Below are 24,667 nucleotides of genomic sequence, written 5' to 3'. Positions count from 1 at the left end.
TTAGAAAAAAGAAAATTAATATGGCCTTAGCGCAAACAAAAAAAGTTAAAGTTGAAGAGTTAGAGAGCGTTCGCGGAATTGCTGCCCTCTTGGTAGTTTTATATCATATTCCCAGCTGGAATCCGTTTATTCATCATTTGCCCGTTATTCATGGTGGGGGCTTTATGGTGGATTTGTTTTTTGTATTATCAGGCTTTGTTATATTCACGGCCTATCATAGCAAGCTAAAAGGTTGGAGTGATGTCGCCAGATTTCAATTTTTGCGGTTTGGTCGTTTATACCCAGTGCACCTATTAATGCTTGGGGTCTATTTGGCTATAGAAACCTTGAAATATGTATTACAAACAAAGTTTGGTATTGCGAGTCTGAGTAAGCCGCCTTTTGAAGAGAACAATTTCTATGCATTTTTGCGCGAGCTGTTTCTAATCAAAGCTTTTTGGCCCAACGAAACCGCCATGACGTTCAATAGCCCAGCTTGGTCGATCAGTGCTGAGTTTTATACCTATCTGATTTTTGCACTAATTACGCTATATTTAAATAAAATTAAGACGCTTGTTTTTCCCTTGATAGGCTTGGTTGCTATTTGCATGCTGTTTGTATATCAGCCTGAACATTACAACTTTATGCTACGTTGCTTAGCTGGCTTTTTTACAGGATGCACGGTGGCAAATGTGATACATAAGCATAGTCAGGAAAGTAGAACTGTATTGCCTGTATTTATCATCCCTATGTCTATTATTTTAATTTTGAGTGTGACAGTCATCGCACATGGTTTTTATGGGTATGGCCTGGTGATTTACCCAGCCAGTGCCTTATTAATTGCAGGCATCCTCTTATCAAAAAACAATGTATTTAACCGATACCTATCTAAACCCTGGCTTGTTTGGTTAGGTACAGTCTCATATTCACTGTACATGTCGCATGGTGCAGTACTGTGGTTCTACAATCAGTTCATTCGTGTGGCCTTTCGTCATCCTGAGATCATGATACGAGGTATTTCTACCCCACAATTTACGACGGTGCAATCCATATTGCTAGCCATCGTTTATATTGCTGTATGTTTGGTTCTTGCTCAGCTAATGTACTCCCATATAGAAAAACCATTTAGAGAAAAATCTCGCAAACTTCTACAACTTAACTAATTTTTTTACTGTAACAGTTCTCTTAGCGAAGCTGTTAAGACTCATCCTTTATTAAGTTTTTTGGATACATGAATTCAACAATTATGCGTTTAAGCTTTTCGAGCCGAGATAACAGATACGTTAGAATTCATAGAAGCTTCAATATCAATCTTAAAAAAAACTAACTGAATTTAAATGAAAGAAAACTTAAGTTGAGAACGACCTGGATTGATTATTGCAAAGCTTTAGGGATAATTTTAGTTGTCTTTGGGCATGTGTTCAGAGGGTTAGAGAAGTCAGGTTTAGTAACCAATAAAGCCTTATTTTTACTTACTGATAGTATGATCTATTCTTTCCATATGCCATTGTTTTTCTTTTTATCGGGTTTGTTATTTTTTAAATCCAGAAAAAGCGATATGGCTCTAATAGCCTCAAAAGTTGACACAATTGTTTACCCGTACTTACTGTGGTCTTTATTGCAAGGGGGGGTAGAGCATCTTTTAGCAGGGTATGTAAATCAGCAATCAAACTCTCATAGTTTTATTTTTAAATTACTGGTATCACCAGAAAATCAATTTTGGTTCTTATATGCTCTTTTTTTCTGTTTTCTAACGGCATTATTTTTGTTTAGGATTTTTGGGAAAAGGTATTTTTTCGGTATTGTTTTTTTATCAATAATTGCTTATCTAACATATCAATACTTACCAAACATTTTTTTAATAGGTATTTTAAGTAGATTCTTTGTATTCTTTTTTGTAGGTTATGTGTTCAGTTCATACTTTTTTGACAAAAAGGAGTTTTTTGCTTTTATTTCTCAAACTAAAACATTAGCGTTGCTATTGGGAACTGCACTTTTTTGCCAGTATTATTACCATTGCATACTTGAATATACGTTCATTAATAATAATGTTGCCTCTCTTTCACTGTCCCTTTTAATGATTTTATTAGTAGTTTCGCTTTGCACATGGCTATCAAATAGAGTTGAGTCAAAGATTTTAATTAGTCTTGGAGCATCATCTATGGCTATTTTTTTAATGCATGTTTTTGCTACAGCAGGAAGCAGAATATTCTTAAAAAATGTATTAAATATTTATTCTTATCCTGTACATTTACTTATTGGAACGTCGGTAGGCATAATATTTCCACTTTTCATGATAAAAATTTTCGATAAATTAGATTTAAGATTTTATATGCATGCCCCTGTCTCAAAATGGCTTTTTAAAATTAACTGACCATCTATTTGGACAAACAATCAACTCTCATTAACTAAAGTCTTGCCGGGTTACGTTGTACGCAAAAGTTTTATAGCCCTGCACTCTAGCAATCACCTTATAAAAAATTTTTGGTATATCTTTTGCTTCGAGTTTTATAAATAGAAATTGAAACTAAATTAGTAAGCAATTTAAGCCATATTAATCATTAAACTCCTAAAACTCGTCACATTACACAACAATTGTGACAATTTCTGGCTCCTTTTTTAACATTAATGATTGATAAAAATTGCCGCGCCTTGCCGTAGACGCAGGCAAATTGCATATTGAGATAGTGGACATTCATTCTTTGATAATTCGTATCAACGCTTTAGGAGCAAATGATGAAAGCATTCACACAAGTGCCTTTTATTACCCATACTTGCCTGGTCTCTGTAGTGCTATTTACTGCCCTCAATGCTGTCGGTGCGATAGACCCCAATGTCCCGAGCGCTCAAATACGTACAGAGGCGGCAAACAACCAACTGCGCATGGGACAATATTATACAAAGCCGTTTGCGACGAATTCATTGTGGAATAGTCGACCTATTTCGCCAACTTTTTCAGATTTTGTGATACCTCTTGCAAAATTCAATCCCTTAATTGACTCTGGCATATACTCTTCTGGCTGTTTTTTTGCCGATGATACAAGCGGCCCCATGGTTGTAAAACCTATCCCTGGCTCAAAGGGGGTATATGACGCAGATGCTGAAACCTCACTGCCTCAGGTAGAGATTTCTCATTGGCCTGCTGACTTAGTACCAGCCGCCGGAGGCGATGGCCATGCTGATATTTACGATGTTTCAACCGGAATAATCCATTCATTTTGGAGATTAAAAAACATCAATGGCGTATGGACAGCTAATTTGTATGCCTGGTCTCCGATCAACGGTTCTGGTTGGGGCGATCCTTCGCATTATTATCATGGGGCAAGGGCAGTGGGGATTGGCGCTTGTGCCGGGATTATCCGAAAACATGAATACGCCAGCAGTGACCCCATTTACCCACACGCGTTAGCGATGTCACTGGATACCACCGGCGCTGCGCCTGGCTATGTTTACCCTGCAACGTCGGCAGATCACTACAGCGCAACCAATACCGGCAAAATTCCAGAAGGCGCATTGGTTATGCTGCCGCCTAGTTTTAATGTTTCTCAGCTTAAAACCCCAGAGTTAATCAAGATTGCGAATACATTAAGAGTGTATGGCGCCTATGTCGTTGATGGTAACTATGGTACCCCTTTCGTGATTTATGCAGAAACGAGTTCTGGGCTCAACTTACATAAAAATGGCTATAACTTAAAAGCGGCAAACGAGCTACATTTGATTCGCCAGTCTTTACGCATGGTTACCTCTGTCAAGTCATGGATTGATGCTTCAGGCATGCCGTTCATCCCGGAAAAGAATTTAAATATTTTATCTATGCGTGGACCTTGGGGTGTTAGGCGTGGGACCGCATGGGATAAAACTGATCCATTAATTGGGAAATTCAATACATGGAAGCAGGCTGTCGTTTTTGGCCCGACGACATCACCTATAGTGCAGTCGAATCCATCGGATCGGACAATCAGTCAGATTTCATGGGCAAAACCTAAGGCTGGCGAAAAGTTTAAACTTACTGCGATTACTACTGGCGGCGGTAAACTAAGACTGATTATTTACGATAAACAATGGAAAACGAGGGTTGATACTTACGATCTTGTCAATGGTCAATCCATGACCTTCAATTGGCCTGATGGTGAGCTTTATTTTAGTCTCTATGCTACGAGCGGTGTTGGTGCGGGCTCAAGTGTCAGTGGGACAATATTGCGTGTTAAATAACTGAGATTGGTGTGAATCAAAACTTATGAAACTGAGCGTTACCATGCTTGATATGGATTTCTAATCCGTCAAGAAACGTAACGCTCACCCCCCGCCATTACACACAACGCAGGATTACTTAGTCTTGCAAAAGAACTTCAAAACTTATAAAAAGCCGCAGGCTGATGCACGTGTCACTCGATACGTTTATCGTTATCAGTGCGGTTGAAACGGATGGTCGAGTAGGCCTTATTAACCGTGAGTGCCGCGTCCTTAATCTCGTGAAACATATGGATGATATGTCTAAGCAGACTGTCATCATTTACTCCATTGACTTCGCAAGCGTTACACAACAAAAAACCGATGTGTTAAATGGCAAAGTGTTGCTGTTATACACCGGTCAAGGCATACGGATGTTGATCCCTACACTGAATTTTGTAGCACAGCACGATTTCCACCTCTAGCTAGTAATCAACGACACTGATCGCGTCAAAATCATCTCACCGCAGACCAATTTTCATTAACCAGGCACTTGAATGTAAGTTTAATTTATCTTTAATTGCCTATTGTCGGCATAAGTGTTAATTTAAGTTCATAAACATCTTGCATTATTTTTAATTATTGATGTAAATTATATTGTGTTTAATTAATTATTAAAAAGGGGCATGAATGTTAAGCTCAAAACATATACATAAAAATGCGCTGGTAATCGGTCTTGCGCTATCAGGTTTGAACGCAGTTGCGACAGAATTTAGTAGCTACCTGCGGCCGTTCACCGCTGATTCATTATGGAATAGCATGCCAGTGACACCAAGTTTCTCAAACTATGTCATTCCTGACTCGCTATACAATCCAACGGCAAATACGCCAGCATTTTCTGCCTCATGCTTTTATGCTGATGCTAGCGACTTACCAATGACAATCAAGGTTGGTCCAGGATATGGTGGGATTCATGACAGGGATGCCGAAAAACTGGTTTCAGAGCTGACAATTCCACATTGGCCAGCCAATGTGATGCCGGCATCGGGTGCCGATGGTCACGCCGATATTCTGGATGTACAGAATCAGGTCATTCACTCTTTTTACAAGTTAAAAAATGTGAATGGAGAGTGGACATCTCTCCTGTATGCATGGTCACCATTAAATGGCAGCGGTTGGGGAGATCCTGCGCACTATTATCAAGGCGGGCGGGCCACAGGTGTGGCCGCGTGCGCTGGAATGGTAAGAATTAATGAAGTTGATGACGGCGACACCACGTTCAGGCATGCATTAGCCGTCTCGCTGACAGACAACGCGCTGGCAAAATCATACGTATTTCCAGCGACGTCTACCGATGTTGACGTCTCGAACTATACTGGGCAAGTGCCAGAGGGCGCCTTGTTAATGCTGCCCTCAAGTTTTGATGTTTCCAAGATTCAAACACCATTAGTCAAAAAAATAGCAAATACACTGAAAACCTATGGTGCGTATGTGATTGATAGAAACTATGGAACACCCTATGTTATTTATTCAGAGATCGGCGCTGCAACCCGGGTAACAGGCAGCGGTTGGTATGAGCTGACGCTGATTCAGAAAGCGTTGCGTATGGTGACCTCTGTGCAAGGGTGGGTAGATGGCAATGGCAATAGCTTTCAAGCCAACCAAAACCTAAATGTTCTTTCATTTAGAGGCCCTTGGGCCAGAGGGTACAGCTACCAGGCCGATAGCGATGTATGCAGCGATAGCTGCAGCCCACTCGGAAAATTTGACTCTATTCAGCAAGCCGTCGTTTTTGACACGACCGATGAAGAAATCATCCAGTCCAACTCTTCTGGACGATCAGTCACATATGTCTCTTGGGCAAAACCCAAAAAAGGATATAAATATCAATTGACAGCGACGACGACTGGCGGAGGCAAGCTCAGGTTCGTGATTCGCGACCCTGAAAAGAATGATTATGTGGCTTATGATTCAAAAGCATTACTGGACGGCCAAAACGTTATTTTTACTTGGCCATTAGATCATTATGATATTACTACGGTCGCGATTAGCGGTGCAGGGGAGCCATCCACCGTCTCGGGCTCTCTCGTTCGTATTGAATAATGCCGCCAGTCTAAGCGTTACTTTTGCCGCCCAATTCATTTAAAAATTTTCTGACAGGCACCTCTATAAACTGATAGCTAAAGGCAGCAATGATAAAGGCTGCAGCCAATAGCATGATCTTGGGGTGCCCTTGGTGAATCATTTTGTAACACGGTTGTTGCCATAAGTAGAGTGAGAATGAAATCAGCCCAACTCTGGTGAGTAGTGGGTGGCATAAAAACCTCATCAGATAGTCCGGCAGCTCTTTGATCGTACAAATGGCAACAGCTACGCAAATGGTTCCGAGGCTATATTTAATCGGGTCTGGGATCGGATTAAAGTTTAAGACGATGGCAAGGCCAAGCAGTGCTACGGAGGTGAGCGCATTGACCTTTTTATCTGACCTGTTAAACAGTAAAAAGCTAATAACGCCAATTAAAATAGAGGCGCTTCTGGTATCAGAGCGCCAATACACATTGTAATAATCCAGATGCTGTCCAAATGTAAGCCAAGCACCATTCGCTAGAAAAACCAGGCCGAGTGCGATGAGTGGTTTAAGCGGGTCGAAGCGATATTTTCTGGATAAGAGGGCAATGATAGCCAGTAGTATATAGGTATGCTCTTCAATACAAAGTGACCAGATATGATCCAGCACTGGTGTGTGTTCACCATAGATGCTGTAGTAGTTATAGGTAAATGTGAGCGTTGACAACACACTTTGGTAGCCGACATGCAGATCGTTTTCTGTTCGCCCAAAGATGGCCCACATGGCAATAATGAATACAAACAGCGCAGGCCATACGCGTGAGATACGTCTTTTAAAAAAGCTTGGCAGAGGCGTATATTTTATAAATAAAATCTCTGCCATGAGACGCCCGCTGAGTACAAAAAACATCTCCACACCGAACCTGCCAGCGTTGAAGCCGTGAATATTTACAAAATGGCCGATAAGCACAGCCAAAATTGAAAGCCCACGCCAACCATCGAGGTAGGCGTAGCGCGTCATATGATTAGCGCTGCTCATTTTTCAACCATTCAACAGAACTTAAAAGGCTTTGTTCATAAGTCATGAATGAAAGGTTGGCAGAGGCTTTTTGTGCATCTAAAAAAATGTGTTGCTTGAATAACCTGACTAAAGAGGGCGGTAGTGGCTCTGGTAAGCGATTGGCCAAACCACCTTGCTTCGCTTTGCTAAGGAGCTTTTGAGAGATTTTTACCGCGGGGCTAAATGCTTTTGAATCCAGCTTGAGTTGTAACGGGTGAATACGCTTGACTGGGGTTGCATCAATCGCTTGTGCCAGATCAATAAAGTACTGGTTCCAGCGTGGGCTATCTGGCGCTGCCAGGTTGAAGTGTTGAATATCACCGGCGGCCAATGGCATCTCTAATCCAAGATGAATGGCTTTAACCACGTCATCAACATGCACCAGGTTGCTCCAGCCATCACCCGCGCTACCCAAGTCGCCTAACCTGAACGCTTTAAGCAAGTTGGCGATGCGCTCTACCCATTGCATGCTGCCTGGGCCATGGATGCAGCCTGGACGTAACACAACCACTTTGCCTCCAGCTTGTGCATAGGCTTGCATATGGCTTTCAGCCTCGCACTTGGCTGCAGCATACCAGTTGTAATCCGGGTCAAAAGGGGATGTTTCTGTGATCACGCCCTCGCTTGCACCATACACCGACATGGTGCTCAAATGCACGATCGTTGGCTTGCCAGCGGCCAGGGCGGCTTGCGTGAGAATTTGCGCACCTGCACCGATAGAGTCTTTGCTGCCAGCCACACAATTCACCACCGCATCAACGTTCTGTAATTGCTTGGTCAACTCTGCCAGATTCATGCTGTCGAGAATGACATGATTGGCGACATTGCTGCGCATTCTACCCCTGGATGCTGCAATTGATGCAATGTTTGCATGCTGCAAGTGCGTGTGCAAGCGACTGCCCACGTGTCCGGTGGCACCAAGAATTAAAACTTTCATACGTACTTCCTAACTAGATAATTGAATGCGATGATTTTCCAGCGTGTAAGGTTTCTGCAATGTGGTCTGCCAGGCGTAAGCTCATGGCGACAATGGTCAGGGTAGGGTTGGCCTGACTGCTGGTTGGAAACACAGATGCACTGGCAATATATAAGTTATCTACATTGTGAATTTTGCAATTTGCATCCACAACAGAGGTTTCCGGGGCATTGCCCATTCGGGTGGTGCCAATATGGTGTCCACCGTAGGCACCAAACCGGGTTAAATCTTCTTCAAGTTGATCATCATTAAACTCAAATGTGGCCAAACCACTATGATTGATCTCTTGTACAAACAGCTTGAGTGAGCGGCGGATAGACTCTATGTCTTCCGGCAAATATTTCCAGTCTACTTTAACCTTGCGCATGCCAAACACATCAGTGTCATCAATTAATGTAATTCGACTCTCTGGGTTGGGATATTGTTCACCATGAATTTCAAACGTGAACTGGTTACTTTTGTTGTTTAAAATAACTGAGGGGAATTTGCGTTTTGCCAAAGTTCTCTTGGTGATCCAGTGATATAAAAACTTAACAGTATCAATAGGATCAAGAATAATATTAGCAAAATGCTTTAAATAAATCCCCAGGCTGGATTGACCATCTTTTAAGCGCTTTCCATATTCATAACTGATAAAGTTCTTAGCCAGGAACAAGCCAGATAACACGCCAATTTTGTGTGATGGATCCACAATCTTTGGAAAATGCAGCCTGGCCACCATGTTACCAGCCCGGATTTTTTTCTGAGTGTCTGCCGTGAGAGCAAAGCGACGGCGGCAGTAAATGCCCTCAGGCGACACTTCGTAGCCATGCCTGACATTGCTGGTCGCGCCCTGTACAGTTAACAGCCCCAGATTGCCAGCAATATGGCATTGGTAATAGCGGCCGACTAAATCATGTTGATTACCAATGCCGTTTTTGCAAATATCATTAGCGTTAAGCAGTAGCCTGGTTGTTTCAATACCGCCAGTGGCCAGAATGACTTTTTTGGCGCTCACCATGGCTTTGATGCCGTCGAGGCTCGCAATCTCCAGCTGATTCACGTGCTCGCCGGATTGATTCAGCTTGATCCCCGTACAGTTGGCAGCCAGCAACACCTCGACATCTTTCGCCAGCGCCAAGCGTTGCTTGTAACGGTCACCCACATTGGTGGGGCAGGAGAAGCGCTCTAAATTGTTGGTTTTCAGAATATCGCTTTTAAAGCCTTTGATGGCGGCTTGCCGTTCAGTGTCGAACACCTTGTCAGCATCGTACTCATACACCCCGGCCTCAAGTAGCTTATTGGCTTGCTGATAATAGGGTGCGAGGTCCTGATAGCCTATCGGCCAGCCACTATGCGGCACATAGTCACGTTGCTCAAAATCAATTGGGTCAAAAGGCATGCAGCGGCCGCCCCAAATAGTCGTTGACCCGCCAAACCGGCGTTGCCTGTATTTGTCAGGCGGGCTGTGTAGCTTTTCATCGGCCACTTTACCGTCATACAACGCTTGCGTCTTATCGTCAGCAAATTCAAATCCTGATTCCAGCAACAGTATTTTCAAACCTCTGCCAGACAATGACAGCGCCAGCGAGACGCCTGCGGCACCTGCGCCGACAATACAGACATCTGCTTCAATGATTGAACCGGAGGACAGGTTATTTAAATTGCTAATCATATTTTTGTTAAATCACTTAAAAAAATTCACAAATAAGCGTTATTATTGAAACTGTAGATGAGGTGTAAGCAGCGGCGCTGCTTTCGGAATAGGTTAAATGTCTTATATCGCATAATCCTGATGGGTTATACCATATCACACAGGTTCTTTTTTTATTCACATGCAACTGAAAAAATAATCATAAATTTTTACGTAATCCTACGTAATTGTTCACAAACATAATTAACCGTGTTGAGTCTCAGGCTGTTTATGTCAAATACCATAGAAATGTTTGGAATCACCATTCACAAGTTCTCGATGAATGGCGCAATTGATGTGTTACAGGAGTGGCTACAGTTTGGTGGCAATGACTGTAAATATGTCGTGACCCCCAATGTAGATCACATCGTACAACTTGAAAAAAATGCCGCATTAAAACAGGCTTATGATCATGCCGCTATGGTGGTCGCCGATGGTAAGCCAGTCGTATTAGCCTCTAAAATTCTTGGTAAGGCATTGCCGGAAACGGTGCCAGGCAGTGACTTGGTGCCCAATATTTTTGAGCGTTTTCAGCAAAAGAAACTCCCTTTACGAGTGTATCTGCTAGGCGCTATGCCAGGCGTCGGCGAAGTGGCTGCAGCCAATATTCAAGCACGATGGCCAATGGTCGAGGTGGTAGGTATTTTGAGTCCGGATTTTGGTTTTGAAAAAGACAGCGCCTACTGTGATCGCATCTGCCAATCAGTCGCGGATGCAAAAGCTGATTTACTGGTGATTGGTTTGGGTGCCCCCAAGCAGGAGCTTTGGGTCGATAAACATGCACACAAGTTGCCAGTTAAAGTTGCGCTGTGCGTCGGTGCGACCATTGACTTTTTGGCGGGCAACAAACCCAGAGCGCCTATGTGGATGCGCAAGTTTGGCCTCGAGTGGCTGCACAGAATGTGCTCCGAGCCTAAACGTTTGGTCAAAAGATATTTAGTAGGTGCCGTTATTTTCCCCAAGCTGTTTATTCGCGAGTGGTTGAAAAAGTAATCGGTGTCACGAAAGAATTTAGTTTAGAAATATTGAAGGAGCCCCTGTGAAGATTGCAATTGCTGGTACTGGTTATGTAGGCTTGTCATTGGCCGTATTGTTGGCTCAAAAAAACGAAGTGGTTGCACTGGATATCGTGCCAGAAAAAGTGGCACTGCTTAACCAGAAAAAATCACCGATTGTTGACCATGAAATTGAAGATTTTCTGGCCAACAAACAATTAAACTTTAAAGCGACGACCGATAAACACGAGGCGTATAAAAATGCCGAGTTCGTGGTGATTGCCACACCGACCGATTACGACTCTGAAAACAATTACTTCAATACCAAATCTGTGGAGGCGGTGATTAAAGATGTAATGGCCATTAACCCAAATGCGGTCATGGTCATTAAATCGACGATCCCGGTTGGCTACACAGAAAAAATCCGCGCAGAACTCAACTGTCACAATCTGATGTTTTCGCCTGAGTTTTTGCGTGAAGGCAAAGCCCTTTACGACAACCTGTATCCGTCACGCATTGTGGTGGGCGAGGTATCAGAGCGTGCACAAAAATTTGCCAATCTGCTCAAAGACAATTGCCTCAAGCCAGATGCCGCAATTTTATTGACCAATAGCTCCGAAGCCGAAGCCATCAAGCTGTTTGCCAATACGTTTCTCGCGATGCGTGTCGCCTATTTTAACGAGCTGGATACTTATGCCGAGACCCATGGCCTGAATACGCGCCAGATTATTGAAGGCGTGTGTATGGACCCGCGTATTGGTAACCATTACAACAACCCATCATTCGGCTATGGTGGCTATTGCTTGCCTAAAGATACCAAGCAATTGCTGGCCAATTACTCACAAGTGCCGCAAAACCTGATTAACGCCATTGTTGATGCGAACACAACGCGTAAAGACTTTGTCGCCATGAGTGTGATTAAAAAAGATCCGAAAGTAGTCGGTATCTACCGTCTGATCATGAAGGCAGGCTCTGACAACTTTAGAGCCTCTTCTATTCAAGGCATTATGAAACGCATCAAGGCTCGCGGTATTGAAGTCGTCGTCTATGAACCGGTGCTTGAAGAATCCGAGTTTTTTAATTCTAAAGTGATTAAAGACATCAATGAGTTCAAACAAATGTCGGATGTTATTATCGCCAACAGGCAAGCCAAAGAGTTGGCCGATGTGGTAGATAAAGTGTATACCCGCGATTTGTTTGGCAGTGACTAATCAATTCTGGAAGTCTCTATGCGAGTGTTAGTAGTAGGTGGTGCAGGCTATATTGGCTCCCACATGGTGAAAATGTTGTTGGGTGCCGGTCATGCGGTGATTACGCTGGATAACTTATCGAGCGGTCACCGTGACGCCGTGTTAGGTGGCAGCTTTGTTGAAGGCGATTTGGCTGATCCTGAATGCCTTAACCGGGTGTTTGAACAGCACAAGCCAGAAGCGGTGATGCATTTTGCCTCTTATATTCAGGTCGGTGAGTCTGTGCGTAAACCGGATATTTATTACCGCAACAATGTCACCAACACCCTGAATCTGCTCGATGCGATGCTTAAGTTTGATGTGAAAAAATTTATTTTCTCATCAACCGCAGCGGTGTTCGGCGAGCCAGACTATGTGCCGATCGACGAAGCGCATCCTAACCGCCCACTCAACCCTTATGGGCGCTCAAAATGGATGATTGAGCAAGTATTGGCCGATTATGACAAGGCGTTTGACTTGCGCTCGGTCTGCTTGCGCTACTTTAATGCGGCTGGCGCGGACCCTGAAGGCCAATTGGGCGAACGCCATGACCCAGAGACGCATTTGATTCCATTGATCTTGCAGGCAGCGTCAGGCAGACGCGAAAATATTCAGGTATTTGGCCGTGATTACGACACACCAGACGGCACGTGCATTCGCGACTATATTCATATTGTGGATTTGTGTTCTGCGCATTTGGCGGCACTGGAATATTTAAACCATGGCGGCGTCAGCGATCGTTTCAATCTGGGCAATGGCTCAGGCTTTTCTGTGCAAGAAGTGATTGATGCCGTGCAAAACGTCTCTGGCAAGCAGGTGACTGTGCTTAACGGGCCACGGCGCGAGGGCGACCCGGCCAGGCTGGTGGCTGATGCCAAGCGCGCAAGAGGCATACTGGCGTGGCAGCCGACTTATACCGCACTGGACACCATCGTCTCGCATGCCTGGCAGTGGGAACTCAAGCAGTTAAGTTAACGAATTAAAAATGTAGGCATAAGGTTGATAAAGATGAAAATTGTTCCAGTGATTCTTTCTGGTGGTTCTGGTACCCGTTTATGGCCACTGTCGCGCGCAGTGTTGCCCAAACAGCTGTTGCCACTGGTGACCGAAAACACCATGCTGCAGGATACATTATTAAGACTTTCCAGCTGGGCAGAGGTTGAACCACCGATTGTGGTGTGTGGTAACGATCACCGCTTTCTGGTCGCAGAGCAATTGCGGCTGGTTGGCCTAAACCCCGAGGCCATTGTGCTGGAGCCAGTAGCGCGCAACACGGCGCCTGCAATTGCGGCAGCGGCCATTGCTTTAAAAGACAAACAGGTATTGATGCTGGTCTTGCCAGCAGACCATGTGATTACGGATGTGGCTGCCTTTGAAGCCGCGGTACGCCGTGCTAGCGTAGCGGCAGAGCAGGGCAAGCTGGTCACGTTTGGTATTGAGCCTACGCTGCCGGAAACAGGCTATGGCTATATTCAATCTGGCAATGCATTAGGCACTGCCGATGGCTGTTTTGACGTGGCTCGCTTTGTTGAAAAACCAGATGCGGCAACCGCACAACAATATCTGGATGCTGGTAACTTTTACTGGAACAGTGGCATGTTCTTGTTTAAACCAGCAGTATTTTTAGCTGAGTTGCAGCAATATGCGCCTGCCATGGTCAGCGCAGTCACTCAAGCGGTTGAACAAAGCTACAAAGATCTCGATTTTGTGCGCTTGCACGAGGCCTCGTTTGCCGAGTCTCCTTCTGATTCTATTGACTATGCAGTGATGGAGAAAACCAAGCTGGCGGCCGTTGTGCCAGCGAGCATGGGCTGGAATGATGTTGGCTCCTGGACAGCACTCAAAGACGTGCAGCCAAATGATGCGGCAGGCAATGCCACACGCGGCGATGTTTACCTGAAAAACGTAAGCAATACACTGGTTCGCGCAGAAAACCGCTTTGTCGCAGCCGTGGGTGTAGAAGACTTGTTAATTGTAGAAACCAGCGATGCAGTACTGGTGGCACACCGCGACTGCGCGCAGGAGGTGAAAAATATTGTTGATCACCTCAAAGCCAGTGGACGTACCGAGCATCAAGTGCATCCGCGTGTGTATCGCCCCTGGGGCTGGTATGAAGGCATTGATGTCGGCGAGCGCTTTCAGGTAAAGCGCATTATGGTGAAACCAGGCGAAAAACTGTCACTGCAAATGCACCATCACCGCGCCGAACACTGGGTGGTCGTGAGCGGCTCGGCCATGATTACGGTTGATGGTGAAACCAGGTTGTTTACCGAAAATGAGTCCACCTATATCCCGATTGGCTCAACACACCGGCTAGAAAACCCGGGTAAATTACCTTTGCATTTGATTGAAGTGCAATCTGGCAGCTATTTGGGCGAAGATGATATTGTGCGCTACGAAGATACTTATGGCCGCAACTAACATGTCTGCTGCCAACACCTTACAAACAGTGATGCAGCAATGTGGCGTGGCTTTTGGCACCAGTGGTGCCAGAGGCCTGGTGACAGCCATGAGCGACGACGTGTGTGCCGCGTATACGCAAGCTTTTGTCCAAACGGTTAAACACGCTTTTGATTTTAAACAGGTCGCCATTGCCGTCGATCTGCGCCCTAGCAGCCCAAGGATTGCCGCGGCCTGTGCCGCGATGCTTAAGCAAATGGGGCTAGAGGTTATTTTTTGTGGCGCGATTCCAACACCCGCGCTGGCCTTGTTCGCGCAAACACATTACATGCCCGGCATCATGGTCACTGGCAGCCATATCCCGTTTGATCGTAACGGACTCAAGTTTTATCGCCCGGATGGTGAAATCAGCAAAGCGGATGAAAGCGCGATGCTGGCATGTGAGCTACAGCCTTTGGCCGCGCCGGAGGCGGCATTGCCGGCAGAAAGCCTCGTCGCAAAAAATGCGTATATTCAGCGCTATAAAGATTTGCTGGGTGAGGGCGCATTCACTGGCCTCAAGCTGGCTGTTTATCAACACTCAAGTGTTGGCCGCGATTTATTGCCCCAATTATTCACTGAGTTAGGGGCTGATGTCATTTGCCTGGCGCGCTCAGATACCTTCGTCCCGATTGATACCGAAGCCGTATCTGCCGAAGATATGCAAAAAGGGCTTAACTGGGCGCAGGAATATCAGGTCGATGCCATTATCTCTACCGATGGTGATGGTGACCGGCCACTAATGAGCGATGAGCAAGGTCAATGGTTGCGTGGCGATATTGTCGGCTTACTGACCGCAAAAGCATTAAATATTACGCATCTGGCGGTGCCTGTCAGTTGCAATACCGCCATTGAAGCCAGCGGTGCATTCGTGCAAGTCATGCGTACGCGCATTGGGTCACCTTATGTGATTGCCGGTATGGAGGCATTGCAAAAGAACGCCACGACTAACGCTGGCATACCTAGTGTCGCCGGTTTTGAGGCAAATGGCGGCTTTTTGTTGGGGTCGACGATTGCTGCCTATCCCGGCTTGGCGCCATTACCCACCCGTGATGCCGTGTTGCCTGTGGTCTGTTTGCTGGCAGAAGTCAAGCGACAACGCAAACCACTGTCTGCATTGGTAGCCGCCTTGCCTCAGCGCTACACAGCCAGTGATCGCCTACAAAACTTTGCCACAGAAAGAAGTAAATCCCTGCTTGAACACTGGTCGAGCGCAGCCGGTCAAATGCTGCAGGCTTTAAATCTGGATGAAACCATGTCTAGCGTAGACACCACAGATGGTCTGAGAGTGACGTGTGTCTCTGGCAATATTATTCATTTACGTCCTTCAGGTAACGCGCCAGAGCTTAGATGCTACGTTGAAACCGATGCAATCATCACCTCTCAAACACTGGTCAGCAGCACCCTTAAACAGCTTAGTCATTTGTAAAACAGATTCTTGGCTGCCCCATTGTCAGAAATATCGACAGAAGTGTCATATTTCTGACAAATTCTTTTGCTAATTTTTGTCAGGGCGCTGTAAAATAAGTGCATTGAAATGGTGCATTACAAGCATCAGGTTCTAAAAAGTGGTGCAAAGCACACATATCACCGCGCCGCCTTAATGTTTATCGCATAAAAAATCAAATAAAATCATGTGGTTATGATATTTAATGCAGTTGGCCTCTTTTTTGCTTATTCATACATATAAATAAAAGTGATTGGCCAATACGGGCTATATAAAATAGCCCGACTACATAATAAGATGGCTAATAATTAACTGTACTGAGGAGAAATACCATGTTCATGCATTGGTTAAAAAAATTATCAATTGTTTCTGCAACCGTGTTTGCATTTGCAGGCTATGCCCATGCAACAAACGTTACATTGAGTTATGGTACCAGCGATTTGTTGGTCCCTGTTAACCGCGATGCTGGTGTGATAGGTGAATTTACATTCAACGATGTGTTTGACATTGATCTTCAAGTGCCTGCGTCACTCTCATTTTTGATTACCGAGCTGCCAGAGCCTGCTTACAACATCGTGGATAGTACATTCAGCTATGGCCTCTACGATCTGTCTAACAATCTGGTGACTACGCCTTCCATCCTGACGCCAGGTGCGTATCAATTGCGCGTGACTGGCTCTGCAGATGGTTTTAGTGGCGGACAATATTTCTTGAGCTTTAATGTGACTACCCCAGTACCGGAACCGGACTTGGGTTCGATGATGCTGTTTGGCCTGACCTTGATGGGTCTGGTGTCATTACGTAAATCACATTCCGCTTAAATTAAAAGTTTTTTTTGGTTTTTTAATTGAGGAGTGGGTATGAAAGTATCTAATGTATTAGGATCTATGGCGCTAATCTCTGCCATCAGTTTCTCGCATCAGGCGTTTGCGACAACAAACGTGACTGATTTGGGTGACTTGAATGCAGGCCCAGTGGTCGAGCAATCATTGCTGCAAATAGGTGCATTTTGGTTACCAGATGTTTACACATTTGACCTGAGTTCTGACTCTACAGTGACTGTAGACTTTAAAGCCTTGCTGGGTATTGGCGTCGGCTCCAGCTTCAGCCTGTATGACTCTACAAGTGCTTTGATTACATCGTATAGCATTCCAGCTTTGTCTTTTGGCTCAACAACGACATTTACCTTTGTTGACCTGATGGCGGGCAATGACTACCAGTTTAAATTTAATCCTGGTGCATTGAATGTGACCCTGTCAAACAAACTGACATTTACTGCACACGAAACAGTAGTGCCAGTACCAGAACCAGAAAGCAATGCATTGATGCTGGTTGGTTTGGGCATTATTGGTTTGATCGCTCGCAGAAAATTTGCTTAGTTTCTTCTAGCAATAAAAAAGCCGGTTTGCAGTTGCAACCGGCTTTTTTGTTTTTTTTTAATCTGACAGTTTATTTGAGATGATCTTTTATTCTGTGCGCGGCCGCAATCGTCTCTTCAGTGGAGGCCACGAGCGCCATACGAATAAAGCCCTTACCAGGATTCACGCCATGCGCATCGCGCGCCAGGAAAGAACCTGGCAATACCGTGATATTCAATTCTTGATATAGTTGTTTGGCAATAGCTGTATCGTCTTGTTGTGTATTAATCCATAGGTAAAAAGCAGCATCTGGCAATTGTGTTTGCGGCCACACTGGTTGCAATAATGGCGTCACTGCGTTGAATTTTTCGCTGTATAAGGCACGGTTTTGGATTACATGTGCTTCGTCGTTCCAGGCCACAATACTCGCAGCCTGTATCGTCGGGCTCATGGCGCAGCCATGGTAGGTGCGATACAAGGCAAACTTTTCGACAATATCAGCATCACCGGCAACAAAGCCCGAGCGCATGCCCGGCACATTTGAGCGCTTGGACAGTGAGCTAAACATCACAATACGACTAAAATCACGCCCTAGCTGGTGTGCCGCTTGCAAAGCACCCATCGGTGGGTTGCTTTCATCAAAATAGATTTCTGAATAACACTCGTCCGACGCAATCACAAAACCATATTGATCAGACAGCTCGAACAGGGTTTTCCAAGCCTGAATATCCATCACTTTGCCAGAGGGATTACCCGGGCTGCACACGAACACCAATTGCGTGCGCTTAAGAATCTCTACCGGCACCTGCGTCAGGTCCATGACAAAGTCATTGTCTGGCGTGGTGTTGATAAAGTAGGGCAGGGCCCCGGCCAAAAATGCGGCCCCTTCATAAATCTGGTAAAACGGGTTGGGCGAAATCACCACCGGTTGTGACGCTACGCTGGGATCAATCACCGCTTGCGCAAAGGCAAACAGCGCTTCGCGGCTACCATTGACGGGCAAAATTGCTTTGTCAATATTGAGTGCCGGAATGTTGTAGCGCCGCTGCAGCCATTGATTGATTGCTTCACGTAAAGCCGGTATACCGACTGTGGTAGGATAGTTGGCTAATCCACCCAAGTGGCTGGCAAGCGCCTCGCTAATAATGCTAGGCGTGGCATGTTTTGGTTCACCAATCGACAAATTGACGTGACTAAAGGCAGGATTAGGCGTCAGGCCCTGAAGCAGATCGCGCAAGCGTTGAAAAGGGTAGGGCTGGAGCAGATTTAAATTTGGATTCATAGGTGTGTATTATAAGTGAGCCTGTCACATAAACAAAAAACTTCCCGGCAAAAATATACCGCTTCTGCCGCCTTAATCTATGGCGCATTGTGTTGGGGCGTGATCTGGTATCCCTATCGCTTGTTAAATGACATTGGCTTGTCTGGTGCCCAATCGAGTTTACTGAGCTATAGCCTGGCATTACTCATGGGCAGTGCGCTATTTTGGCGACGCATCAGACATGTCATACACGTGCCAGCGTCGGCCTACTGGTTAAGCCTGGTGGCGGGCTGGACTAATCTCGCGTATGTTCTGGCGATTATTGACGGCGAAGTGATGCGCGTCATGTTGCTGTTTTACCTATCACCATTGTGGACCTTGTTACTGGCTAGAATCTGGCTGCATGAGCCCTGGCACAAGCCGCAGTTACTGGCGATTGCATTATCCTTGCTGGGCGCGGTGCTGATGCTGACCAACGGTCAATGGATGTGGCCTTGGCCACAGTCGACGTCAGACTGGCTGGCATTGTCTGCTGGCATAGGGTTTTCTTTGAGTAACGTGATGACCCGCTTTTCAACCCACCTCACTATCGCCGCCAAAGGCATGCTGGTGTGGCTGGGGGTGTTTGGGCTTTCTCTACTCGTATTATTATGGCAATCGGGCGTCGATGGGGTGGCATTCATCACAATTAATACCTTGTCACCGCATGTTGCGATGATCTTGGTATTAATTGCCTTGTTACTGGTGTCGGCGACGCTATTCGTACAATATGGGGTCACCAAAATACCGGCCATTCAGGCCTCAGTATTATTCATGACCGAGTTGATTGTCGCTGCGATTGCCGCTTACTTTTTGGCGCATGAAACCATGTCTGCGATTGAGTTGCTAGGCGGCTGTTGCATTATTGCCGCAGGTATTTTGTCCGTCAGTGTCGGTGAATCTGATTAGACTTAAGGTAACAATTGCTGGTAAGCCTGTTCTAACTGGCGGCAAAACACATTGGGCTCAAAGAGCTTTTTTGCCTGGCTTTTTAATGTTGATTTGAGTAACGCGAGTGCCGGCGCATCATTGGCCAGCGCAATAGCACGTTGCTCAAACACAGCCCAATCAGCACAGACACACGCACTCAGCCCAACGTAATTGAGTAAGCTAGCGCTGACGCGTGCCGGAAAAGTGTCCCCGGCCACGGTGAGCAAGGGAACGCCTTGCCACAAAGCGTCACTGGCAGTGGTATGTGCGTTATATGGGGCAGTATCCAGCATGAGGTCGGCATGTTGTTGCCTGGCAATGTGTTGCTCAATACTGGTGCGCGGCGCAAAAACCAAGCGCCCAACCTCAACGTCCGCCGCTTGCGCCTGTTGTTGCAACTGCCGCGTCGCCCACTGGTTACATTGCAATAGCCATAACACGCTACCTGGCACTTGCTGCAAAATACGCATCCAGCCAGCAAATACGTCAGGCGTGACTTTAAAGCTCTGGTTAAAACAGCAAAACACAAAGCCTGTTTCTGGCAGACCATGTTGCATGCGCGTACCTGCATCCGCAGTTGGACGTTGGGCATTATTGGGTTGGTAGCAAGGCAGCGGCACAGGCCGCTCGGCCATGGCGACTTGCTGCAAGCGGTCATCGACAATCATGGCGTCGAATAAAGGCTGGCCATTGAACATGCCCATGCTGCCCGGATAACCCAACCAGTTAATGTGCATACGGGCAGGGCGATAAGCAGCAATGCCGCTACGGCTATGTTGCGTGTAGCCGGTTAAATCTACCAGAATATCAATCCCCATACTTCGCATATGCTCAGCCACTGCCGCATCGGGCATGCTTGCAATGTCTACCCAGTGGTTGGCGGCAGCCAGCAAGGCTTGCCGTTCGCTAGAGTGATCGTCGCTGGTATTGCTATATAACCATATGTCGAATTGATCATGGTCGTGCGCAGCGATGACATCGGTGATTAAGTAAGCCAGCGGGTGGCGCCTGAAGTCTGAAGAAAGATAGGCGACGTTAATACGCTGGTTTGTGGTCTGCTTTGGTGCCAGCGCAGGCAAGGGCACAATATGGCCATAATGCTGCTGTGCCCACCTGCTGGCACACGCTAATTGCTCGTGGCTCGTAGTGCCAGGCATTGCCAAAAATGCAAATGGCGGAATTTGCGCTTGCGATGGCTGCTTTAACGCTGCGCGTACCTCGGCAATCGCAGCATCCAGCCCTTGCCAGTCGGCCATATGCTGCTTTTGGTGAATCCAGTGCACTTTGGCATGCAGCAATTGTGGATCAAGTTTAATCGCTTGCGCATAGGCGGCCACTGCCAAATCTAACTGGCCTTGTTCACGGTAGGCATTGCCTAAGTTGTTATGGCATTCAGCATCGCCAGGGGCTAAATGTAGTGACTGTTGATAATGCTCAATCGCCAAGGCATGCTGGCCCAGTTTGCGCAGGCTATTGGCCAGGTTGAAATGCACATCTGCCTGTTGTGTATCCTGCTTGAGTGACTGCTTAAAATAGGCAGCTGCGGCTGACTCATCGCCACGCACACTGGCAGTATTACCCAGTTGCATTAATATTTGCGGGTGATCTGGTGCCCATTTTAATGCTTGGACTAAGGCCTGCTCGGCCGCCTCGGCCTGTTTTAGGGCAAGGTAGTGTCTGCCCAGCTCGTAATGCAGCCCCGGGTCTTGAGGCGCGCGCGCCAGTTGTTGCTTTAACTGTTCAATGGCGGGCGTCATGCTGCAGCCTGATGATTAAAAGGCTCAAGCAGAGCTTTCCAGCCCAACTGCTTAAACAAGTGCCGCTGTGGATGCAAGCCCGACCAAAAACTATCCTCAGTCAGTTGCGGTAAAGTTGTCCCAAAGTCGTTTAATAACCGCCTCGCCAGTATGGCCGCACAATAAGGTGCCGTCATCAAGCCTTTACTGCCATGCGCAACATGCGCATATAGCCCCTGTGAGGCTGGCAAGGCGGCAAAATGATCAATGGACGTGGTTTGCGCATGCAGCATTGCTGTCGCCAATACTGGCCCTACATACGGCAAGTAATCTGGTGAGCCGCACCTTGAAGCGGCCCGGGCAAAAGTTACTTCTGCGCTGTTGGCGTGATTAAACTGCGGGCTCAACTTGCTCACCATCTCAAGGTTAGCCAGGGTGTCCTGCTCACGGAGATCTGTGTTGTGATCGCCAGGTGCAAAGGTGGCGCCCATCGCATGCTGGCCTGCAACAAGTGGCGTCAGATAACCATCTCCGCATAAAATGACTTTTAATGATTGCATGGCTGCCTGCCCGACAATCATGCCCATCTGGCCGCGCACCGGGTTTAGCCACATGCCACTGTCGGGCAATAAGTGACTCGCTTCTGCGGCATTACAAACCACCACCGCATCAAAAAAATCGCTGACTGTGCCAGCACTGCTGGCCAACTGCCAGCCAGGCTGTTGTGGCAATAATTGATTAATCGTGTGTTGCACGTGCAAGGTGATATTGGCGTGATTGATCATGCTGGCACAGGCCGCGGCCGGACTCACCCAGGCTCCATCAGCAAAGTAAAGGCTGTCATGCGTCAGCGCAACGCCCGCCTGCAGGCTCGCCTGCGCTGCATCAAGCTTTTGCAGCAAGCCTAAGTCTGCATAGCGGCTGGCCACTTTTTGTACCCGCTTATGCTCGCGCGGGTTGCTGCCCAACTGCAACAGGCCACACACCTGAAAAGCCTCGTCGCCCAAATGAAGGCCTGCATAGTGGCGCAGACTAAAACTGTAACTACGCCACGCCAACTGGTCATTTTGCGGTTTTTCTGCATTGAGCCTAGGGTATAGCATACCTCTTGGGTTGCCAGATGCGCCGTTGGCAATCGTGTCTGCACGTTCAAACACATGGACTTGGCAGCCTAAGCTGGCTAACCACCAGGCGGTGCTGCAGCCCGCAATGCCAGCGCCAATAATAGCGACCTTAGGCAGACTGGCCGGTGGCGCTTGTAAATGCGCAGCCGGCCATTGACCGCATAACATGTCACGTTTATTGCCATAGCCACGCGTCTTTTCAACTTGAAAACCCACTGTTTGCAAACCGCGTTTGACCAAGCCTGCACTGGTAAATGTGGCAAAACTTGTGCCAGCATGCGCGCATCTAGCCATACATTCAAACAAGGTGGGTTGCCACATCTGTGGATTTTTCGCCGGGGCAAACCCGTCTAAAAACCAGGCATCGGCCTTAAGTTGCAGTTGCGGAAAAACTTGTGCGCTGTCACCAATATGCAAAGTCAGGCTGGCAGAAAATTCAGGCAGCTCGAGTTGGTTAATGCCTGGTTGTAAGTAACGATATTGCCGACACAATGCCTGGCTGATGGCGGCCAACTCAGGAAAATGCGCATGCGCCGTTTGCAGGTCTTGCAAGGTAAACGGGGCGATTTCAATACTGACAACATGTAAGTGGGCTTGCGCGGGGGCTGTTTTTTGCCACAGTTGCAGCGCAGCCAAAAAATTGAGCCCGCTGCCAAAACCAGTTTCAACAATCACAAAATGGCTGGGGCGGTCTGCGGGGAGCTGTTGCCAGCGTTGTTCTAGCTTATTTTGTTGCAAGAAAACATAGCGCGCTTCAGCCAGGCCATGTTCAGGGTCATCTGGACTGGCTGAAAAGTAAATATCATTGAATTGTGTGGAGTAGGGCAGGCCGTTGCGCCACTCTAAAACTGCATGCGTACTCATAGGCTGGCAAGTGTATCACGGCCGTTTGTTCATGACACCCGCTTGAGTGCCCGGCAACCTGGCTTGGCCAGCAATAGATGCACGTCACCCAGCGCACATTCAGCAAAGCCGCCCTCGCAATAGCTCAAATAAAAATCCCACATGCGGATAAACGCCTCGCTATACCCTAACTGCCGCACGGCCTCAATATTGGCAAAAAAGTTTTCGCGCCACAGCCGCAAGGTCGTCGCGTAATGCAAGCCAATATCTTGTAAATCGACCAGGCGTAAATCACTGGCGGCAGTCATGCTACTGAGCATGGCCGTGTTAGAGGGGATCGTAGAGCCTGGAAAAATATAGCGTTGAATAAAGTCTACCGACCCAATCGCCTTGGTATAGCGCTGGTCAACAATGGTAATCGCCTGTATCAGGGCGACGCCATCGGCCTTGAGTAATTGGCTGACTTTGTTGAAATAAGTGTCGTAATACTGGTGGCCAACCGCCTCTATCATCTCAATAGAAACCAGCTTGTCATATTGGCCCTGCAGGTGACGGTAGTCCTGTTTAAGCAGCGTGATCTGGCTTTGCAAGCCTGCTGCCGCAACGCGACGTTGTGCCAGTAGATATTGCTGCTCGGAAATCGTGGTGGTGGTGACATGGCAACCATAATGCCTGGCGGCATAGATGGCAAAGCCGCCCCAACCGGTGCCGATTTCCACTACATGGTCTGTTGCACAAAGCTGCAATTTGTCACAAATCACTTGTAGCTTACGCTCAGAAGCCGCTTGTAACGTCGTGGTACTTTCATTAAACATGGCCGACGAATACATCATGCTTGGGTCCAGAAACTGCTCGAACAGCGCATTGCCCAAGTCATAATGCGCGGCGATATTTTTTTGGCTACCGGCTTCGCTGTTACTGTTTAACCAATGAAACACTTTGAGTAATGGTTTGCTCAGCCATGCATAGCCGCCTTCCAGCGTATCCATCACCGACTGATTAAGCACCATCAGCCTAATCACATTGGTCAGCGAATCGGCCTGCCAATAGCCCAGCATATAAGCCTCACCGGCGCCTATGCTGCCACCAAAAGCAATCTCGCCATAAAAACGAGAGTCGTGCACGGTGATCGTGGCCAACAAGCCTTCTACACAAGCCTCGCCAAACACATGGCGCTCTGCACCATCCATAATAATAATCTGGCCAGTGCGTAGGTTTGCCAGCCGCTTAAGCACCTGGGATTTTGCCAATTGCGCTACCCATTTGGCCCTACTTTTGGCTTTAAGTGGTTTGGTCAGCGTATCTGCCGCTGCGGCGGTTGAGGATGGCGTAGATGTCATGA

The 24,667-nt window shown here is 46.9% G+C and carries 19 protein-coding genes; 12 read left to right on the top strand and 7 right to left on the bottom strand.

The features are described from left to right. Positions 1 to 20: 20 nt before the first annotated feature. From METH5_RS0113495 to METH5_RS0113475, 4 genes are all read left to right on the top strand, one after another. Positions 21 to 1,142, top strand: coding sequence for an acyltransferase (locus tag METH5_RS0113495; RefSeq protein ID WP_029149000.1), 1,122 nt, complete (start codon positions 21 to 23; stop codon positions 1,140 to 1,142). A gap of 191 nt (positions 1,143 to 1,333) precedes the next feature. Continuing rightward, positions 1,334 to 2,353, top strand: a complete 1,020-nt coding sequence (locus METH5_RS0113490) for an acyltransferase (protein WP_051412968.1) — start codon at positions 1,334 to 1,336, stop codon at positions 2,351 to 2,353. 359 nt (positions 2,354 to 2,712) lie between these two features. Then, complete coding sequence (locus tag METH5_RS15080; RefSeq protein WP_232411052.1) at positions 2,713 to 4,191, top strand: Atrophin-1 multi-domain protein; 1,479 nt, start codon at positions 2,713 to 2,715, stop codon at positions 4,189 to 4,191. 648 nt (positions 4,192 to 4,839) lie between these two features. Next, entirely contained in the window at positions 4,840 to 6,252 is a 1,413-nt protein-coding gene (locus METH5_RS0113475) for a hypothetical protein (protein ID WP_029148997.1), read from the top strand. Positions 6,253 to 6,262: 10 nt separating this feature from the next. Here the strand turns inward: METH5_RS0113475 and METH5_RS15075 are convergent, their stop codons facing one another. From METH5_RS15075 to METH5_RS0113460, 3 genes are read right to left on the bottom strand one after another with little or no spacing between them, the layout of a single operon-like run. Continuing rightward, positions 6,263 to 7,255, bottom strand: a complete 993-nt coding sequence (locus tag METH5_RS15075; RefSeq protein ID WP_051412966.1) for an acyltransferase — start codon at positions 7,253 to 7,255, stop codon at positions 6,263 to 6,265. Beyond that, positions 7,242 to 8,213, bottom strand: a complete 972-nt coding sequence (locus METH5_RS0113465) for an NAD(P)-dependent oxidoreductase (protein WP_029148996.1) — start codon at positions 8,211 to 8,213, stop codon at positions 7,242 to 7,244. Before METH5_RS0113465 ends, METH5_RS15075 begins: the two co-directional genes overlap by 14 nt. Positions 8,214 to 8,226: 13 nt before the next feature. Next, complete coding sequence (locus tag METH5_RS0113460) at positions 8,227 to 9,906, bottom strand: FAD-dependent oxidoreductase (RefSeq protein ID WP_029148995.1); 1,680 nt, start codon at positions 9,904 to 9,906, stop codon at positions 8,227 to 8,229. A 249-nt stretch (positions 9,907 to 10,155) separates the two neighbouring features. Between METH5_RS0113460 and METH5_RS0113455 the strand changes: the two genes are divergently transcribed. The 7 genes from METH5_RS0113455 (at position 10,156) to METH5_RS0113425 (ending at position 17,413) form a co-directional block, all read left to right on the top strand. Next, positions 10,156 to 10,917 (top strand): WecB/TagA/CpsF family glycosyltransferase, encoded by a 762-nt coding sequence (locus METH5_RS0113455; RefSeq protein ID WP_029148994.1) that lies wholly within the window; start codon positions 10,156 to 10,158, stop codon positions 10,915 to 10,917. A gap of 46 nt (positions 10,918 to 10,963) precedes the next feature. Further along, positions 10,964 to 12,130 (top strand): nucleotide sugar dehydrogenase, encoded by a 1,167-nt coding sequence (locus METH5_RS0113450; protein WP_029148993.1) that lies wholly within the window; start codon positions 10,964 to 10,966, stop codon positions 12,128 to 12,130. A gap of 18 nt (positions 12,131 to 12,148) precedes the next feature. Next, the gene (gene galE, locus METH5_RS0113445) at positions 12,149 to 13,123 is read left to right on the top strand and encodes a UDP-glucose 4-epimerase GalE (protein WP_029148992.1); all 975 of its coding nucleotides are present in this window, start codon (positions 12,149 to 12,151) and stop codon (positions 13,121 to 13,123) included. Positions 13,124 to 13,156: 33 nt separating this feature from the next. After that, on the top strand, positions 13,157 to 14,569 hold the full coding sequence (locus METH5_RS0113440) for a mannose-1-phosphate guanylyltransferase/mannose-6-phosphate isomerase (protein WP_029148991.1): 1,413 nt from the start codon (positions 13,157 to 13,159) through the stop codon (positions 14,567 to 14,569). Beyond that, entirely contained in the window at positions 14,556 to 16,016 is a 1,461-nt protein-coding gene (locus METH5_RS0113435; protein ID WP_232411051.1) for a phosphomannomutase, read from the top strand. The genes METH5_RS0113440 and METH5_RS0113435 overlap by 14 nt, the downstream gene beginning before the upstream one ends. Positions 16,017 to 16,366: 350 nt before the next feature. Next, positions 16,367 to 16,855 (top strand): PEP-CTERM sorting domain-containing protein, encoded by a 489-nt coding sequence (locus METH5_RS0113430; RefSeq protein WP_029148989.1) that lies wholly within the window; start codon positions 16,367 to 16,369, stop codon positions 16,853 to 16,855. Between the two features lie 39 nt (positions 16,856 to 16,894). Next, positions 16,895 to 17,413, top strand: a complete 519-nt coding sequence (locus tag METH5_RS0113425; protein ID WP_029148988.1) for an FxDxF family PEP-CTERM protein — start codon at positions 16,895 to 16,897, stop codon at positions 17,411 to 17,413. A 70-nt stretch (positions 17,414 to 17,483) separates the two neighbouring features. Here the strand turns inward: METH5_RS0113425 and dapC are convergent, their stop codons facing one another. After that, the gene (gene dapC, locus METH5_RS0113420) at positions 17,484 to 18,674 is read right to left on the bottom strand and encodes a succinyldiaminopimelate transaminase (protein ID WP_029148987.1); all 1,191 of its coding nucleotides are present in this window, start codon (positions 18,672 to 18,674) and stop codon (positions 17,484 to 17,486) included. 15 nt (positions 18,675 to 18,689) lie between these two features. Between dapC and METH5_RS0113415 the strand changes: the two genes are divergently transcribed. Beyond that, a complete protein-coding gene (locus METH5_RS0113415) occupies positions 18,690 to 19,601 on the top strand; it encodes a DMT family transporter (protein ID WP_029148986.1) in 912 nt (303 codons plus the stop codon). A gap of 2 nt (positions 19,602 to 19,603) precedes the next feature. On the opposite strand, the gene METH5_RS0113410 is transcribed toward METH5_RS0113415, so the two are convergent. The 3 genes from METH5_RS0113410 to METH5_RS0113400 are packed head-to-tail and all read right to left on the bottom strand — an operon-like array spanning position 19,604 to position 24,665. Continuing rightward, complete coding sequence (locus METH5_RS0113410) at positions 19,604 to 21,379, bottom strand: tetratricopeptide repeat protein (protein WP_029148985.1); 1,776 nt, start codon at positions 21,377 to 21,379, stop codon at positions 19,604 to 19,606. Next, the gene (gene mnmC, locus METH5_RS0113405) at positions 21,376 to 23,346 is read right to left on the bottom strand and encodes a bifunctional tRNA (5-methylaminomethyl-2-thiouridine)(34)-methyltransferase MnmD/FAD-dependent 5-carboxymethylaminomethyl-2-thiouridine(34) oxidoreductase MnmC (protein ID WP_029148984.1); all 1,971 of its coding nucleotides are present in this window, start codon (positions 23,344 to 23,346) and stop codon (positions 21,376 to 21,378) included. The genes METH5_RS0113410 and mnmC overlap by 4 nt, the downstream gene beginning before the upstream one ends. A gap of 29 nt (positions 23,347 to 23,375) precedes the next feature. Then, a complete protein-coding gene (locus METH5_RS0113400) occupies positions 23,376 to 24,665 on the bottom strand; it encodes a cyclopropane-fatty-acyl-phospholipid synthase family protein (protein WP_029148983.1) in 1,290 nt (429 codons plus the stop codon). Positions 24,666 to 24,667 lie beyond the last annotated feature (2 nt).

The sequence above is a fragment of the Methylophilus sp. 5 genome, from assembly GCF_000515275.1.
Lineage (GTDB): Bacteria > Pseudomonadota > Gammaproteobacteria > Burkholderiales > Methylophilaceae > Methylophilus.
This window is presented reverse-complemented; position numbering and strand designations above follow the sequence as displayed.

What these genes read in the sequence shown, in the direction of transcription:
- METH5_RS0113475 (WP_029148997.1), top strand. Translation starts at nt 4,840, where the DNA reads ATGTTAAGCTCAAAACATATACATAAAAATGCGCTGGTAATCGGTCTT.
- mnmC (WP_029148984.1), bottom strand. Translation starts at nt 23,346, where the DNA reads ATGAGTACGCATGCAGTTTTAGAGTGGCGCAACGGCCTGCCCTACTCC.
- METH5_RS0113430 (WP_029148989.1), top strand. Translation starts at nt 16,367, where the DNA reads ATGTTCATGCATTGGTTAAAAAAATTATCAATTGTTTCTGCAACCGTG.
- METH5_RS15075 (WP_051412966.1), bottom strand. Translation starts at nt 7,255, where the DNA reads ATGAGCAGCGCTAATCATATGACGCGCTACGCCTACCTCGATGGTTGG.
- METH5_RS0113455 (WP_029148994.1), top strand. Translation starts at nt 10,156, where the DNA reads ATGTCAAATACCATAGAAATGTTTGGAATCACCATTCACAAGTTCTCG.
- METH5_RS0113400 (WP_029148983.1), bottom strand. Translation starts at nt 24,665, where the DNA reads ATGACATCTACGCCATCCTCAACCGCCGCAGCGGCAGATACGCTGACC.
- METH5_RS0113465 (WP_029148996.1), bottom strand. Translation starts at nt 8,213, where the DNA reads ATGAAAGTTTTAATTCTTGGTGCCACCGGACACGTGGGCAGTCGCTTG.
- METH5_RS0113495 (WP_029149000.1), top strand. Translation starts at nt 21, where the DNA reads ATGGCCTTAGCGCAAACAAAAAAAGTTAAAGTTGAAGAGTTAGAGAGC.
- METH5_RS0113425 (WP_029148988.1), top strand. Translation starts at nt 16,895, where the DNA reads ATGAAAGTATCTAATGTATTAGGATCTATGGCGCTAATCTCTGCCATC.
- galE (WP_029148992.1), top strand. Translation starts at nt 12,149, where the DNA reads ATGCGAGTGTTAGTAGTAGGTGGTGCAGGCTATATTGGCTCCCACATG.
- dapC (WP_029148987.1), bottom strand. Translation starts at nt 18,674, where the DNA reads ATGAATCCAAATTTAAATCTGCTCCAGCCCTACCCTTTTCAACGCTTG.
- METH5_RS15080 (WP_232411052.1), top strand. Translation starts at nt 2,713, where the DNA reads ATGATGAAAGCATTCACACAAGTGCCTTTTATTACCCATACTTGCCTG.
- METH5_RS0113410 (WP_029148985.1), bottom strand. Translation starts at nt 21,379, where the DNA reads ATGACGCCCGCCATTGAACAGTTAAAGCAACAACTGGCGCGCGCGCCT.
- METH5_RS0113435 (WP_232411051.1), top strand. Translation starts at nt 14,556, where the DNA reads ATGGCCGCAACTAACATGTCTGCTGCCAACACCTTACAAACAGTGATG.
- METH5_RS0113460 (WP_029148995.1), bottom strand. Translation starts at nt 9,906, where the DNA reads ATGATTAGCAATTTAAATAACCTGTCCTCCGGTTCAATCATTGAAGCA.
- METH5_RS0113440 (WP_029148991.1), top strand. Translation starts at nt 13,157, where the DNA reads ATGAAAATTGTTCCAGTGATTCTTTCTGGTGGTTCTGGTACCCGTTTA.